13 protein-coding genes are annotated in these 13,650 nt (G+C 60.2%); 5 read left to right on the top strand and 8 right to left on the bottom strand.

Annotated elements, in window-relative coordinates; translation table 11 throughout:
* Positions 1 to 260: 260 nt before the first annotated feature.
* The 3 genes from rbsD to FIU93_RS11115 all read right to left on the bottom strand — a co-directional run bounded on the left by rbsD (position 261) and on the right by FIU93_RS11115 (position 3,209).
* Positions 261 to 671 (bottom strand): D-ribose pyranase, encoded by a 411-nt coding sequence (gene rbsD / locus FIU93_RS11125; RefSeq protein WP_152505603.1) that lies wholly within the window; start codon positions 669 to 671, stop codon positions 261 to 263.
* A gap of 27 nt (positions 672 to 698) precedes the next feature.
* A complete protein-coding gene (locus FIU93_RS11120) occupies positions 699 to 1,880 on the bottom strand; it encodes a GAK system CofD-like protein (protein WP_152505602.1) in 1,182 nt (393 codons plus the stop codon).
* A gap of 72 nt (positions 1,881 to 1,952) precedes the next feature.
* Complete coding sequence (locus FIU93_RS11115; RefSeq protein WP_152507565.1) at positions 1,953 to 3,209, bottom strand: glycerate kinase; 1,257 nt, start codon at positions 3,207 to 3,209, stop codon at positions 1,953 to 1,955.
* A 190-nt stretch (positions 3,210 to 3,399) separates the two neighbouring features.
* On the opposite strand from FIU93_RS11115, the gene FIU93_RS11110 reads away from it, so the two are divergent.
* Positions 3,400 to 3,789, top strand: a complete 390-nt coding sequence (locus FIU93_RS11110) for a DUF427 domain-containing protein (RefSeq protein ID WP_208984244.1) — start codon at positions 3,400 to 3,402, stop codon at positions 3,787 to 3,789.
* 66 nt (positions 3,790 to 3,855) lie between these two features.
* Here the strand turns inward: FIU93_RS11110 and FIU93_RS11105 are convergent, their stop codons facing one another.
* From FIU93_RS11105 to FIU93_RS11085, 5 genes are all read right to left on the bottom strand, one after another.
* On the bottom strand, positions 3,856 to 4,227 hold the full coding sequence (locus FIU93_RS11105; protein WP_077291859.1) for a phosphate acetyltransferase: 372 nt from the start codon (positions 4,225 to 4,227) through the stop codon (positions 3,856 to 3,858).
* Complete coding sequence (locus FIU93_RS11100; RefSeq protein ID WP_152505601.1) at positions 4,224 to 4,613, bottom strand: MaoC/PaaZ C-terminal domain-containing protein; 390 nt, start codon at positions 4,611 to 4,613, stop codon at positions 4,224 to 4,226. Before FIU93_RS11100 ends, FIU93_RS11105 begins: the two co-directional genes overlap by 4 nt.
* Before the next feature lie 3 nt (positions 4,614 to 4,616).
* Entirely contained in the window at positions 4,617 to 6,158 is a 1,542-nt protein-coding gene (locus FIU93_RS11095; protein ID WP_152505600.1) for an AMP-binding protein, read from the bottom strand.
* Positions 6,159 to 6,257: 99 nt separating this feature from the next.
* On the bottom strand, positions 6,258 to 7,031 hold the full coding sequence (locus FIU93_RS11090) for an enoyl-CoA hydratase/isomerase family protein (protein ID WP_152505599.1): 774 nt from the start codon (positions 7,029 to 7,031) through the stop codon (positions 6,258 to 6,260).
* Positions 7,032 to 7,041: 10 nt separating this feature from the next.
* Positions 7,042 to 7,668 (bottom strand): TetR/AcrR family transcriptional regulator, encoded by a 627-nt coding sequence (locus FIU93_RS11085; protein ID WP_077291855.1) that lies wholly within the window; start codon positions 7,666 to 7,668, stop codon positions 7,042 to 7,044.
* Positions 7,669 to 8,128: 460 nt separating this feature from the next.
* On the opposite strand from FIU93_RS11085, the gene hemA reads away from it, so the two are divergent.
* The 4 genes from hemA to FIU93_RS11065 all read left to right on the top strand — a co-directional run bounded on the left by hemA (position 8,129) and on the right by FIU93_RS11065 (position 13,637).
* Positions 8,129 to 9,346 (top strand): 5-aminolevulinate synthase, encoded by a 1,218-nt coding sequence (gene hemA, locus FIU93_RS11080; protein WP_031270302.1) that lies wholly within the window; start codon positions 8,129 to 8,131, stop codon positions 9,344 to 9,346.
* A 495-nt stretch (positions 9,347 to 9,841) separates the two neighbouring features.
* The gene (locus tag FIU93_RS11075) at positions 9,842 to 10,576 is read left to right on the top strand and encodes a DUF1194 domain-containing protein (RefSeq protein ID WP_152505598.1); all 735 of its coding nucleotides are present in this window, start codon (positions 9,842 to 9,844) and stop codon (positions 10,574 to 10,576) included.
* A gap of 149 nt (positions 10,577 to 10,725) precedes the next feature.
* Positions 10,726 to 11,973, top strand: coding sequence for a cation:proton antiporter (locus FIU93_RS11070; RefSeq protein WP_152505597.1), 1,248 nt, complete (start codon positions 10,726 to 10,728; stop codon positions 11,971 to 11,973).
* A 53-nt stretch (positions 11,974 to 12,026) separates the two neighbouring features.
* Positions 12,027 to 13,637: a glutamate synthase-related protein gene (locus FIU93_RS11065; protein WP_152505596.1), complete on the top strand. Its 1,611-nt coding sequence runs from the start codon at positions 12,027 to 12,029 to the stop codon at positions 13,635 to 13,637.
* Positions 13,638 to 13,650 lie beyond the last annotated feature (13 nt).

Here is a 13,650-nt window from a genome sequence, read left to right as displayed (position 1 = left end):
CCTGCAGCCTCAAAAGGCAACAGTTTGTTTTATTGAGGAAAATTTTTACAAAACCGATTTTGTAAGTCAACAAAATCGGTTTTGGAGATCGAATTTTTATTTTTTGCAGAGCGGGAAGCGACTGACGTTGCAACGAAACATGCCGCCGCAACGTTTCGGAAAACAAAAATGGGAGGAGCATTTCCGCTCCCCCCTCGCATCGGTCAGTTCTCATCGATGGTCGTGGAGACAGGCCTTGCAGACACCGTCTGCGGCGATTGTCAGAACGGCACGCCGGAGACGAGAATCAGATTTGCATAAGGCGTACATTCACCGGTGCGAATGACCGCACGTGCCTTCGAGCAACGCTCCTTGAAGTCCTCGTGGGACATGCGGACATGTTCGATCGGCTTGCCGGTGTCCGCCGCCCAATGGGCCAGTCGGACCTCGATCTGCGTGACGAGATCTTCCGATGCCTCGTCTGCAAAGACCGCCTGCTCGATGATCATTTCATCAGCCAGCGCTTCCAGAACATCGAAGAAGGCCGGAATACCGGGGCTGACTGCCAGGTCGATCACACCGACATTGGCAGGAACCGGCAGGCCTGCATCGGCAAGGACGATCTCGTCCATATGGCCGAGCGATGCTACCAGTTTGCTGAGATGCCGGTTTAGAAGCTTCGTACGTTTCATGGCCTTGTCCTGAATGTTCGGTGGTGCTTACGTCAGCGAGACCAGAGTTTCGCAAAGCGGCACAGGGGCATAATAGGGTGCGGACGCCTTGCTGACGAGATCGAGCCGAAGCACGGAAAGCCCAAGCGCCTGCAGCCCTTCCGTTTCCTTCTCCGGAACCGCTTGGTCGACGATCACGAAGTTGAGCAGACGGTCGACCGGGCAATCGCCACCCGCGTCCCGCCGCAAGTAGGCAAGCAGGGTCTGCACCTTGTCGGCAACACTCATCGTGCCGGTTTCCGGATCCTGCCCCGTTCCGGGCACATAGACCTTCGGAACGGTGCGCGCGGCAATGGCTTTTCCAACGCCTTTCGGCAGAAGATTTGCGATCAGGCTGGTATAGAAACTGCCCGGCGCATAACAGATGAGGTCAGCAGACTGGATGAGGCTCCGGTTGCGGTCCGGAAACGCTGCTTCCGCAGGGTCCTTGCCGGTCAGCCCCCGATTGAGGAACAGGTTCCTGATCGGAGAAACCAGTGGCGGATGCTCCTTGCCGGTCAGAAGGTGCTGGCCAATAACAACCTCGCCATCCTCAAGGTCTGCCCCCAGGTGCAGGTTGTCGTCGGCAACGGCCCGGACGGTGCCCTGAACACCCACCAGCTTGGCCACCAGAAAGATGATCGGCTCAAGCTGCTGGTTCTGGTTGAGGTAACCACCGGCCAGGATCAGATTGCCGATGCTGGCGCCGCGCAGGTCGAAATCTATCGGGCGTGCGGCGTGAAACATGCCCAGCTGATTCTGGATGAGCGTGCGCATCGGCTGCTCTATCGCCTCCACAAGCGGATGCGTTCCGGCGATCATGCTTTCCAGCTCGGCGGCCAGATCCACTTGCGAGGCTGTTTTCGAAAACCGATGTGTGAACAGGCGAAAAACGTCCGGATGGCCGAGCACCGTCTCGTCGGCGAGTGCCATCAACCGGCTTCTGAGATCACCGATGGCCGGCATGTTGAAGGCAATCCTGAGCCCTTGCGAGCTGCCGCCGGAATCGAACGGTGTCACCAGGTGGATGGAATTATGCGTGTAGCGCTTCAGGCACTGGGCGACACCGTTGAGTGCCGATCCTCCGCTGAAGAACAACGTCCTCGGGCCAAGCTTGGGATTGGACAGAAACCGTTCGATCCGAAACGGATCCGGCAGGCGCGCCACACGGGTGATGGTGATTTCAGTCAAGTCCGGTCCCTTGGGAATTCCGGCGCCATTTGCCGGGTAAAGGATTTGCGGGCGTTCGTCCCGGCCAATGCACTATCCAATCCATATGGCACGGAAATCATTGACATTCGTCAGTGTCGGCCCGGTGACAACCTGATCTCCGATCGTGTCGAAAAAGCGGTGAGCGTCATTGGTAAGAAGTGCCTCTTCCACATCGGCACCCGCCTTGTCCGCCCTCGCCAGCGTATCCGGGCCAATGACGGCACCCGCTACTTCTGCCGCTCCGTCGACACCGTCCGTGTCGCAAGCGATCGCGTGGATACCCGGAGCCCCGCGCAAGGCAAAGGCAAGAGCTAGAGCGTATTCGGCGTTCGGTCCGCCAACGCCCTCGCCGCGTCGGGTTACCGTCAGCTCACCGCCGGACAGGAGCAGCAAGGGCCGACTGCCTTCGGGGCGCTCGCTCTGGCGGCTGAGGGCAAGCTCTGCATGGGCACGCGCCACTTCCCGCGCTTCGCCTTCCAGGGCATCACCCAGGATCTCGACATCACAGCCTTCTGCTTCGGCTAGGGTCCGGGCAGCTTCCAGCGACTGGGAGGGAGCTGCGAAGATGACATTCGCTACGCGGCCGAGCTGTTCGTCATCGGGCTTCAACACACCGCTTCCGGCGGCGAGAACCTGTTGCACCGAAGCTGGCACTTCGATCTTCCACTGCTCCAGGATCGCCTTGGCATTGGCCGTCGTGCTGGTATCGCCAACCGTCGGACCGGACCCGATTTCAGCAGGATTGTCACCAGGAACATCCGAAATAAGCAGAGCCAGCATCTTTGCAGGATAGGCAGCCGCTGCCAATTGCCCGCCTTTCACCCGGCTCAGATGTTTCCGCACGACGTTCATCTGGCCGATCGGTGCACCGGAAGCCAGAAGCGCCTGGTTGACCGCCTGCTTTTCGGCCAGCGAGATTTCTCCGGCGGGCGCAATCAGCAAGGCCGAGGCACCACCGGACATGAGCGCCAGTACGTAGTCGTTCTCACCCAGGCCGGAAACAAGCTCGATCATGCGTTTGGTCGCGACAAACCCCATTTCATCCGGCACCGGATGCGCGGCCTCCACGATCTCGATCCCTTCGCACGGCCGCGCGTAGCCATAGCGCGTGATCACCAGGCCCTCGCACGGCCCCCAGATCTTTTCGACCGCTTCCGCCATTCGGGCGGAGGCCTTGCCTGCGCCGATCACCACGACGCGGCCCGCTGGTTTCTCCGGCAGAAACGCACCAAGGCTCTGCATCGGGTCCGCCACTTCGACGGCCCGCAGGAACAGCCGTTTCAAAAAATCCTGAACGCTTTCGGCCATGGCACCACTTCTTCCTAAATTCATGTTCTCCTGTTTGAGCGCAGAACTGCAGGAATTATCAAGGCCGAAACGATGACCTTCAACCTGCGAACGCCCAAAACCCAGCGAAACCGTGTGCCCTGCAGCATAGAATTGTTTTGCGTTTCACCGTCACCATCCACACATGAGGGCCAATTCCACGGAGGACCTCATGACTGCGCAGACAATGCCCGCCTTCGATACGGCGATCCGCAACCCGGAAAACCCCGACCACCTGATGGTGATTAAGGACGTGCCCCGGCGAATTCGCATCTATCAGGGCGCGGCCCTGCTGGCGGACAGCATCAATGCGGTTCGCGTTCTTGAAATCGGCAAGTCTTTTTATGACCCCGTGATCTACGTACCGGAAGCCGATCTCAAGACCCGGTTCGGGTATGTCGACAAGTCTACCCATTGCCCCATCAAGGGCGACGCCAGCTACATTTCCCATGATGGCGAGGAGATCGGCTGGGTCTACAGATCGCCGGTGCCGATGGCGGAGAAACTTGCCGGGCACTACGCCTTCTGGCCATCCAAGGTCCGGATCATCGAGGGCGAGTAGAAGGCTCTCGAATGCGCACCCGGTCAGCCTAACGCCACGCGGCAGCCGAAAACCTGTAACAACGGCTCAGTCCTTGCCGACATCCTCGACATAGACCAGCGCCCGGCCCTGACAGATGCGGGTGCCGTCCTCGGCTTCACAGACCGTTTCCAGATCGACCAGGTGTTTTTCCGGCCGCAGGCGCGTGATGGTCACCGAGGCCGTCAGCGTCTCCCCGACCGGGGCGGGCGCCAGAAACTCCAGGTTCTGCTTCAGGTAGTTGGTTCCTCTCCCCGGCAGCTCGACGCCCAGCAGATAGGAAAAGAGCCCGCCGATCAGTGGCCCCGGAACAGACACAGGTACTTCCGTGCCGTTTCCGGCAAGCTGCGCGAAACCACGCATGTCGTCTTCTGTGTAGCTGCGTTTGACTTCCGCGCGCGCTCCGACTTCCAGGCTCATGTCCGCACCCCCAGTTTACAGGAACCGGACAAGGTCACGGCCCCGTCCGCCACACGGGCGACCTCGATCAGGATCAGGTCTGCATCGTCCTCGCTCGGCGTGAATGAAAACGTTAGCTCCTCATCCGCATAGGCCGGATTGGGAAACATCAAAGTCTGCACGGCATGGCTTCGCCCCGGATGGAGGGCCTTCAGATGCGCAAAGACCCGCGTATAGAGCAGCATTCCGTGGGAGACGGTCCGGCCGAACCGTGTGCGAGCCGAAAATTCGGGATCGACGTGGATCGGGTTGTCATCACCGGACAGATCGGCAAAGGCATCGAAATCCTCCTGACGGGGGATCCAGCTAAACGTTGCGCTGTGCTGCGCGTCAGCGGTCAGGCTCATCGGTTATGCTTTCTCCAGGGAATTGTCGGCAAGGAAGTCTTCTTTCAGAATGTTCTTGCGCACCTTGCCCGCCGCGGTGCGCGGCAGGTCGTCAACGACGGTAAAGCTTTTCGGCACCTTGTAGGGCGCCAGCTGCTTGCGGCACCAGTCGGCCAACGTCGTCGTATCGAGGTCTTCGCCGGGACGCACAATCAGGAAGGCCGCACCGACCTCGCCCCACTTAGCATCAGGCACACCAATCACCACAGCCTCCAGAACGGCCGGATAACCGACAAGAACCTTCTCGACTTCGGCCGGATAGACGTTCTCGCCTCCCGAGATGTACATGTCCTTGATCCGGTCGACGATGTAGTAGTAGCCGTCCTCGTCGCGGCGCCCGATGTCACCGGATTTCAGCCAGCCGTCGACCGTGAAGGTGGCAACCGTCGCTTCCTTGTTGTCCATGTAGCCCGGCGTGATGTTCGGCCCACGAAACTGGACTTCCCCTTCCCCCGGCCCTTCGACGATACCGCCATCGCCGTCGACCAGGCGAACATCCGTCAGGATCTGCGGTTTTCCGACTGAGCCGATCTTGGCGGGCGCATGGCCCTTGTCCATCAGGAACACGGTTGGCCCGGTCTCGGTCATGCCCATGCCGTTGCAGATGGTGACGCCCCGCTCCTGAAACTCCGACAACAGGTGTTTCGGCACAGGCGCACCGCCACAGCCGAGCGACCGGACCTTCGAAAAATTCGTCTTGCCGATCCTGGGTGACAGGGCCAGCGCCTGATAGATCGCCGGAACACCGAAGAAGCAGGTGACGTTTCCGGCGGAAACGAGATCAAGCACGGTCTCCGGATCGAACTTGCGCAAGACAGTCGACATGCCGCCGTTCAGGAAGATCGGCAGCGTCGGCAGGTTGATCCCCGCCGTATGGAAGAGCGGCAGGAAATTGACGCCCTTTTCGCCGATCGAAAGACCCGTTGCCTGGCAGTAGTTGATCATGTTGGCATAGGCCATGCCTGCCGTCTGGATGACCGCCTTGGGCAGGCCCGTCGTTCCGGAAGTGTAAAGCAGATACCAGGGGGCCGAGGCCTTGACCTTGCCGCATCCGATCGCTGCAGGACTTGCCCCCGTCAGAAGACGATCAAGAGCGCTGCCGCCCCGACCCTCGGCGCCCAGAGGCAGAAGGGACAGGCCGGTTGTGGCGGCAAGTTCTTCGGCAATCTCGACAAACGCAAGATCATGAAACAGCAGCTTCGCACCGGAGGCCGCCAATATGGGCTGCAGCTCGGCAACAGTCTGCCGCCAGTTGAGCGGCACCAGCAGGATGCCGGTTTTCTGAGCCGCAAACAGCAGCACGAAGAAATCCGGGTGGTTATGGCAGAGCACCGCCATGCGGTCGCCCTTGGCAAGACCGCGACCGAGCAGAAGGTTACCCAACCGGGTGGCGCGTTCGTTGATCTCGCAGAAACTGAAAGATCTGCCGCTTTCATGATCGACAAAGGCTGTCGCCCCGGGCGTGAGCTCAGCCCGTTTTGCGGCCATGTCGGTTAAATATTCCATGCGTCCTCCCAACACCTGGCGGGGCCTGGAGCCAGCGCCCTGCAAGTCGAGATGATCCGGCTTGCAGTCGCCATCCTGGCCCTTCGGACGGGCTTCTCCTCAGGCCCGTTTCCTGGTGAATTCCTTCATGCCGTCGAGCGTGCTTTGACGGCTCACCAGGTCCAGGAACCTGGCTTTTTCCTGGTCGAGACGGTCTCGCACCATCGCGCATCTGCGTGCATCCCAAACACTCTGCCGTGTCGTGCGGTGGGTCTGCGCGAAGCCTTTGCCGAGATCCACGACCCAGCCGTCAACAGTTGCGACAAGCTCAGCCCCCGGCACCTGACAGACGGCAAGCCCCAGGTCCACGGCCTCCGAAGCACAGATGCGCGTGTTGCGATACTGGATCGCAAGTGCCTTCGAAGTGCCGATGCGGTCCGGCAGCAAGGCTGTCCAGCCGCCATCCGGACCGAACCCCACCTGATTGTAGTAGGGCTGGACAAAGGCCGTCCCGGACATGGCAACCATGTCTGCCGCCAGCATCAAGCCAGCAGACCCACCCGTCACCGGCCCATTGACCGCCGCCAGCACCGGCGCCGGAAAGGACAGCAGGTCGAGGATCGTCTCGTGCAGGCTGCCGACAAGCTCATCCGAGTAGGCCACGAGTGTACCCTGCGATCCGGCATGGTCCAAAAACCCGCCAATATCGCCACCGGTCGAAAAGCTGGATCCGCGGCCCGACAGAACCAGCGCCACCGGTTCGGCCATCGCCGCTTCGGCAATGGCGCTCCGCAGTTGCGAAACCAGGGTCGGAACCAGGGCATTGTGCCGGTCCGGCCGGTTCAACCATATCCAGATCGCGCCGCCGCGTGTTTCTGCCTCAACGAGACCCATGACATGCGCCTCAGGGTTTGATGCCGTTGGCAATCAGGTCGTAGGCACTGGCAACCAGTTCGGAAATGGGTTTTTCCGACTTGAACACGACCAGCTGCTCGCCAAGGGCCCGGGCGATGCCCATGAGGGCCCAGGCACGGGTTTCCGTGTCCCCCTTGGAGATCTGTCCGGCGGCCTCGGCGGCAACCAGTCCCGACCGGTAACCGGCAGCGAATGTCTTGTAATATTCCTCATAGGCTGCAGGATCGACGAACAGTGCTTCCTGTACGATCCGGTAGAGGTCCGGATGGGCCTGGACGAATTCCAGGAAGGCCCGCAAGCCGGCCTTTTCCGCTTCCAGCCGGTTGCCGATGCCCTGCGTTGCCTCGGCGATCGTGTGCCGGACCAGCCGCCCCATTTCCAGGACGAGCTCCGAGAACACCTGCTCCTTGGTGGTGAAGTAGATATAGAAAGTGCCTTGGGCGACGCCTGCCTCACTGGTAATGTGGCCGATGGAGGCGTCGTTGTAGCCTTTCTCGCCGATCACCCTTTCGGCAGCTGTCAGGATCGCCTTTCGGGTGGCTTCACCGCGCGCCGTTTTCGGCTGGTTGCCTGCAGCCTTTTGCGGCGCGTCTGCTTCTGCGGCTGGTTTGCGCACCTGCTGTTTCCTCCCAATTCATGAAACATGAATCAGTATTCATGTTTGTGGGTTGAAAGCAAGAAACTTCTTCAAACCGGGCCGAAGAATGCGGCAATTTGGCCCCGTGCACATTTCGATGCCGTACCCATGTTTGCCGTAACCGCGAAAACTTTCCGGCAATCACCTTGGGATATTCTTCGGTTTCTCCGGGAATTGCGCACTTTTTCCGACAAGGGAACAAGGCCGGTTTTCCTTGGCAAACCACGGCAACGGACACTATGGCGATTGGACGCAGCCGGGGTTTTTGACCTTGATCAAGGCCAAAACTTTGATAAGCAGTTTTGAATGGCTATAAGTTAGCTGCTAGTCTGGAATCGGACGGAAAGGTTCCAGGCAGCAAATTGGCCGCGCGGGACGCGAGTTGCGCGGGCAGGAGAGAGGCGCTGGCAAAGGTGCCCGCGATGAGAGGATCCTGAGAATGGACGTGAACGCGTATCTGGAAGAACGCCTGGGCAAACTGCATGACAACGGCAATTACCGTGTGTTTGCAGATCTGGAACGCCAGGCAGGTGCTTTTCCGCGCGCAACCCGTTACCGCGAAGATGGTTCCGTTCAGGACGTGACCGTCTGGTGCTCCAACGACTATCTCGGCATGGGCCAGAACGAAAAGGTCGTGTCCGCGATGCAGGACGTGATCTCCAAATGCGGCGCAGGCGCTGGCGGAACGCGCAACATTTCCGGCACCAACCACTACCATGTTCTTCTGGAGAACGAGCTGGCCGACCTTCACGGCAAGGAAGCTGCTCTGATCTTCACGTCCGGTTATGTTTCCAACTGGGCAGCGCTGGGTACGCTCGCCTCCCAGGTTCCGGGCATGATCGTCTATTCGGACTCGCTCAATCACGCTTCCATGATTGAAGGCATCCGCCACGCCCGCTGCGAAAAGCGCATCTTCAAGCACAACGACTATGAAGACCTGGAACGCCAGATGGCGGCGGACGATCCGGACGCGCCGAAACTGGTAGCATTCGAAAGCGTCTATTCCATGGATGGCGACATCGCGCCGATCAAGGAAATCTGCGACGTTGCCGACAAGTTCGGTGCACTGACCTACCTCGACGAAGTGCATGCCGTCGGCATGTACGGCCCGCGCGGTGGCGGCGTTGCCGAACGCGAAGGCCTGATGGATCGTCTGACCATCATCGAAGGCACGCTCGGCAAGGCCTTCGGCGTGATGGGCGGCTACATCACCGGTTCGAAGACGGTTGTCGACTTTATCCGCTCCTTCGCCTCCGGCTTTATCTTCACCACCGCCCTGCCGCCGGCGCTGGCAGCAGGCGCAGCCGTCTCCATCCGTCACCTGAAGGACAGCCCGTTCGAACGCAAGGCGCACAAGGACCGGGTCGCCCAGGTCCGCGCCGCTCTCGACAAGCGCGGCATCCCGCACATGGAAAACCCGAGCCACATCGTTCCGGTGATGGTGGGTGATGCCAAGAAGTGCAAATGGATCTCTGACATCCTTCTGGACACCTACGGCATCTACGTTCAGCCGATCAACTATCCGACGGTTCCGGTCGGCACGGAGCGCCTGCGCTTCACCCCGACACCGCTGCACACGGCCGAGGACATCGAACACCTCGCCAACGCGATCAACGACCTGTGGTCGCAATGCGCACTGGCCCGCGCTGTCGCGTAAGCTCTGGTTAAAAAGCAGACCCTGCAAAACCCGCTTTCCGATGGAAGGCGGGTTTTTTTGTTTGTTCATTTCCAAGCGTCGTCATCCCAAGGCTCGACCATGGGATCCAAGCCGTTGCACCTCCATACAAAGTGCGTGAACGAGGAAACGCATTGGCATGGATTGCGGGATTAAGCACATCCGAACCTCCATGATTTGTCGTCCCGGATTGTTGCGTCAGCAGCAAGACCGGGACCCAGTACGCCGTGTCGTATGAGACGAAAAACGCAAAGTCTGTGAGTTACTGGATCCCTGCCTGCGCAGGGATGACAAGTTGCGAGTGCTTGAGTGCAAATATTCTGTGGCGAGCGCTTCCCCGGATACGAGTGGGGCAAGCCGCATAATGACATGTGCAAACAACGACAAACTTCGCGACACGACCATCATCCACCCTGCCCTTTTCCCGACCTCGCCCTAGCTACTCTCAAATGCCTTTGCCATGGGGAGACGGTTGCGATGCGGATAATCCTTGCTGTTGTTGTCTGGTGCCTTTTTCTGATCCCCCCAGCCTTTTCCGAAGAACTCGACCTGGAACTGGTGCTCCTGGCCGATGCGACCGGGTCAATCGATGACGAGGAAATCCGCTTCCAGCGCAAGGGCTATGCCGACGCGATCACGGATCCGTCAGTGCTGAATGCCATCGCCAGCAACATTTACGGCAAGATCGTCGTCACCTATGTCGAATGGGCGGACATGCACTCCCAGGATGTTGTCGTGGACTGGACAGTCATCGACGGTCCGGAGAGCGCCCAGCATTTTGCGACGGAACTGATGGCAGCCCCGCGCCGCGCCTACGGCCGCAACGCCATTGGCGCAGCGCTTCTGAAAGGCAAGGAGCTGATCGACGACAATGCCTTTGCGGGCTTGCGCAGGGTGATCGACCTGTCTGCCGACAGCGCCAACAACTGGAACGGCCCGACCATTCCCGAAGCCCGAGATATCGTGGTTTCCTCCGGTATTGTCATCAACGGCCTGGCGGTTCTGTGCCGGCACTGTTCCGGCCGGCCGATTGCCTACGATCTGGAAAAGCGGTTCTACGAGAGCATCATCGGCGGTCCGGCCGCCTTTGTGGTGACTGCCGACAGTCCAGCGACATTTGCCGAAGCAGTGCGCAAGAAACTGATCCTTGAAATCGCCGCCAAACCCGCCGATGCGCAGCGCATCCTGAAGCAATTGGCGGCCTTGCAGTAATCCTCACACGGGCCTTTGACCCGCCCTTTCCAAACGCATTTTCGCCTTTGGCAAATCACGGCTGTCGCACAACCGCGTCATCGCATTATGATTTGAGACGGCAGCTCGCGCTGTCCTAACGTCACAGCGTTCGAGGGGGATACCGTTTCATGACAACCGGCCTGTTGCTTCTGGCGCTGTTTACGGTCTGCTACACGCTGCTGGCCAGGACATTGTCGAAGGGCGTCCTGACAGCGCCGATCCTCTTCATCGGCTTCGGCTACCTGATGGCCCAGACCGGGTTGATGCCCGGAACCGATGCTGAACGCCTTCTGCATATCGTTGCCGAAATGGCTCTCATCGTCCTTCTGTTCCTGGACGCTGCCCAGATCAATCTTCAGGCCTTGCGCCAGCGCCACCAATGGCCCCTGCGCATGCTCGCCCTTGGCCTGCCACTTGCCATTATTATCGGAACCATGGCGGCCATACCGTTTTTGAGCGGCGAACCGCTCATCGTCGCCGCTCTTGCTGCCGCGCTGCTCGCCCCGACCGATGCTGCTCTCGGCCAGGCTGTCATCACCAACAAGGCGGTGCCGGAGCGGGTGCGCCGGGCGCTGACGCTGGAAAGCGGCCTCAATGACGGACTGGCCCTGCCGGCCATCTTGCTGTTCGCTAGCCTTGCCGGAGAAATGATGCAGCCGGGCGCGACAGACTGGCTGATGTTCGGCGCCAAGCAACTGATCCTTGGTCCCCTGGCGGGCGCGGCTATCGGTGCTGCGGGCGGGGTGCTGTTTCTGGCTGCCAAACGCCGGGGCATGACGACAGACACCATCGAAGGCATCGGCGCCATTGCCATGGCTTGCGGCGCTTATCTAGCCGCCGGCGAAATCGGCGGCAACGGCTTCATATCAGCGTTCGTCGCAGGGCTCTTCTTCGGCAACGTCATCAAGGGGCAATGCGCCTTCATCTACGAATTCACCGAAAGCGAAGGCCAGATGCTTTCCTGGGGTGCCTTTTTCCTGATCGGTCTTGCCCTGTTGCCCGATGCCATCGCCCATCTTGATGCCGCCAGCCTTGCGCTCATTCTGGTGAGCCTGTTCGTGGTGCGGCCACTGGCGGTCTGGCTGTCGCTTGCCGGCACGGATGCCGCCCCGCTGACCAAGCTCTTTTTCGGCTGGTTCGGCCCGCGCGGACTGGCAACAGCCCTCTTCGCGCTGCTCGTCGTTGACCAGATCGATCACGCAATCGGCGAACAGCTCCTGAACCTGGCCGTTAACGCTGTCTGGATCAGCGCGGTCCTGCATGGTGTCACAGCCGTGCCTTTTGCCAAATGGTACGCTGCTCACATGTCCGGCAAGGACGGGGCAGCGGAACTCAAGGCCATGCCGCCCATGCGGCCGGAAGTGCCTGCCGACTGAATTTCGACCAACCCAATAGCAAGGGCGCATATCGCCAGTAGCCGGGGGAAGACATGACAAAACAGGTTGTTGCCAAACTCAGCGAATTGCCGGACAGAAAACCGACCTATGCCCTCGTCGCAGATGTTGACCTTGTGGTTGTTCGCTTCGACGACGACATCTCCGTCTTCTACGGCCGCTGCCTGCATCGCGGCGCGCTCATGTCCGATGGCTATGTCAGCGGCAACAACCTCATCTGCGGTGTTCATTACTGGGATTACCGGCTCGACAGCGGCGTCTCCGAATACAACAACTCCGAGGCCCTGCCGAAATTCAAGAGCTGGGTGGAAGGCGACGATATCCTGGTCGACGAGGACGAGGTCGCCGCCTGGGCCCGGGAGCATCCGCAGCCGTTCAACCGCAACAGCTACCTCGGCCTTTATGCCGACACCAGCCACGGCACCGAGGAAGAACCTTACAACGGCCTGATCCAGCAATACGCCCGCGACGGTCTTAAAAAGACAGGTCATCACGGCCGCGTCGACGCCATGGGCGTGCCTCGCAACCAGCTGCCCGACTGGGACGATATCCAGATCCTGACGGCCCAACTGCAGAAATTCCCGCTTCTGGAGGACGAACCGGTCGGCACGGACGTTGTTGTCGGGCCGAACGCGCAGAAACCGCTGAAACTGAAGATCCCGTTGCTGGTCTCCGACATGAGCTTTGGCGCCCTTTCGGAGCCGGCCAAGATTGCCCTTGCCAGAGGCGCAGACCTTGCCGGAACCGGCATCTGCTCTGGCGAAGGCGGCATGCTACCGGAAGAACAACAGGCCAATTCAAGGTATTTCTATGAACTTGCCTCGGCCCGTTTCGGTTTTGCGTGGGACAAGCTCGACAAGGTTCAGGCGTTTCACTTCAAGGGCGGTCAGGGGGCCAAGACCGGCACGGGTGGTCATCTGCCGGGTGCCAAGGTCAAGGGCAAGATTGCCGAGGTCCGCGGCTTGAAGGAAGGCGAAGACGCGATCTCGCCGCCCCGCTTTCCGGACTGGACAGATCGATCTCAGATAAAGGATTTCGCCGACGAGGTCCGCACCCGCACCGGCGGCATCCCGATCGGTTACAAGCTGTCGGCCCAGCACGTCGAAAAGGATATCGACGCGGCGCTGGAGCTGGGTGTCGACTACATTATCCTTGATGGCCGTGGCGGCGGCACCGGGGCAGCACCGATCATCTTCCGCGACAACATCTCCGTTCCGACCATTCCCGCGCTTGCCCGCGCCCGGCGGCACCTCGACACGTCGGAACGGCCGGACATCACGTTGATCATCACAGGCGGCCTGCGCAAACCGGCCGATTTCATCAAGGCCCTGGCGCTCGGTGCCGACGCGGTGGCGCTTTCCAATTCGGCCATGCAGGCCATCGGCTGTATCGCCATGCGAGCCTGCCACACCAACAATTGCCCGGTTGGGATCGCCACCCAGAAACCGCATCTGGTCAATCGACTGGAAATCGAGAAATCCGCCCGCCAGCTGACCAACTTCTTCGAAGCATCGGTTGAACTGATGCAGGTGATGGCAAGGGCCTGCGGTCATTCGCACCTGAGCCAGTTCACCCTGGAAGACCTGACGACCTGGAAACGGGAAATGGCCGAGCTATCCGGCGTTGCCTATGGCGGCATCGCGTGACCGATCGCGACGT

Origin of the sequence: Labrenzia sp. THAF35 (assembly GCF_009363595.1) — a bacterium.
Classification (GTDB): Bacteria; Pseudomonadota; Alphaproteobacteria; order Rhizobiales; family Stappiaceae; genus Roseibium; species Roseibium algicola.
This window is presented reverse-complemented; position numbering and strand designations above follow the sequence as displayed.

Excerpts from the sequence above, each read along its gene's own strand:
- FIU93_RS11070 (WP_152505597.1), top strand. The coding sequence starts at position 10,726 with ATGACAACCGGCCTGTTGCTTCTGGCGCTGTTTACGGTCTGCTACACG.
- FIU93_RS11095 (WP_152505600.1), bottom strand. The coding sequence starts at position 6,158 with ATGGAATATTTAACCGACATGGCCGCAAAACGGGCTGAGCTCACGCCC.
- rbsD (WP_152505603.1), bottom strand. The coding sequence starts at position 671 with ATGAAACGTACGAAGCTTCTAAACCGGCATCTCAGCAAACTGGTAGCA.
- FIU93_RS11090 (WP_152505599.1), bottom strand. The coding sequence starts at position 7,031 with ATGGGTCTCGTTGAGGCAGAAACACGCGGCGGCGCGATCTGGATATGG.
- FIU93_RS11075 (WP_152505598.1), top strand. The coding sequence starts at position 9,842 with ATGCGGATAATCCTTGCTGTTGTTGTCTGGTGCCTTTTTCTGATCCCC.
- FIU93_RS11065 (WP_152505596.1), top strand. The coding sequence starts at position 12,027 with ATGACAAAACAGGTTGTTGCCAAACTCAGCGAATTGCCGGACAGAAAA.
- FIU93_RS11110 (WP_208984244.1), top strand. The coding sequence starts at position 3,400 with ATGACTGCGCAGACAATGCCCGCCTTCGATACGGCGATCCGCAACCCG.
- hemA (WP_031270302.1), top strand. The coding sequence starts at position 8,129 with ATGGACGTGAACGCGTATCTGGAAGAACGCCTGGGCAAACTGCATGAC.
- FIU93_RS11100 (WP_152505601.1), bottom strand. The coding sequence starts at position 4,613 with ATGAGCCTGACCGCTGACGCGCAGCACAGCGCAACGTTTAGCTGGATC.
- FIU93_RS11115 (WP_152507565.1), bottom strand. The coding sequence starts at position 3,209 with ATGGCCGAAAGCGTTCAGGATTTTTTGAAACGGCTGTTCCTGCGGGCC.
- FIU93_RS11105 (WP_077291859.1), bottom strand. The coding sequence starts at position 4,227 with ATGAGCCTGGAAGTCGGAGCGCGCGCGGAAGTCAAACGCAGCTACACA.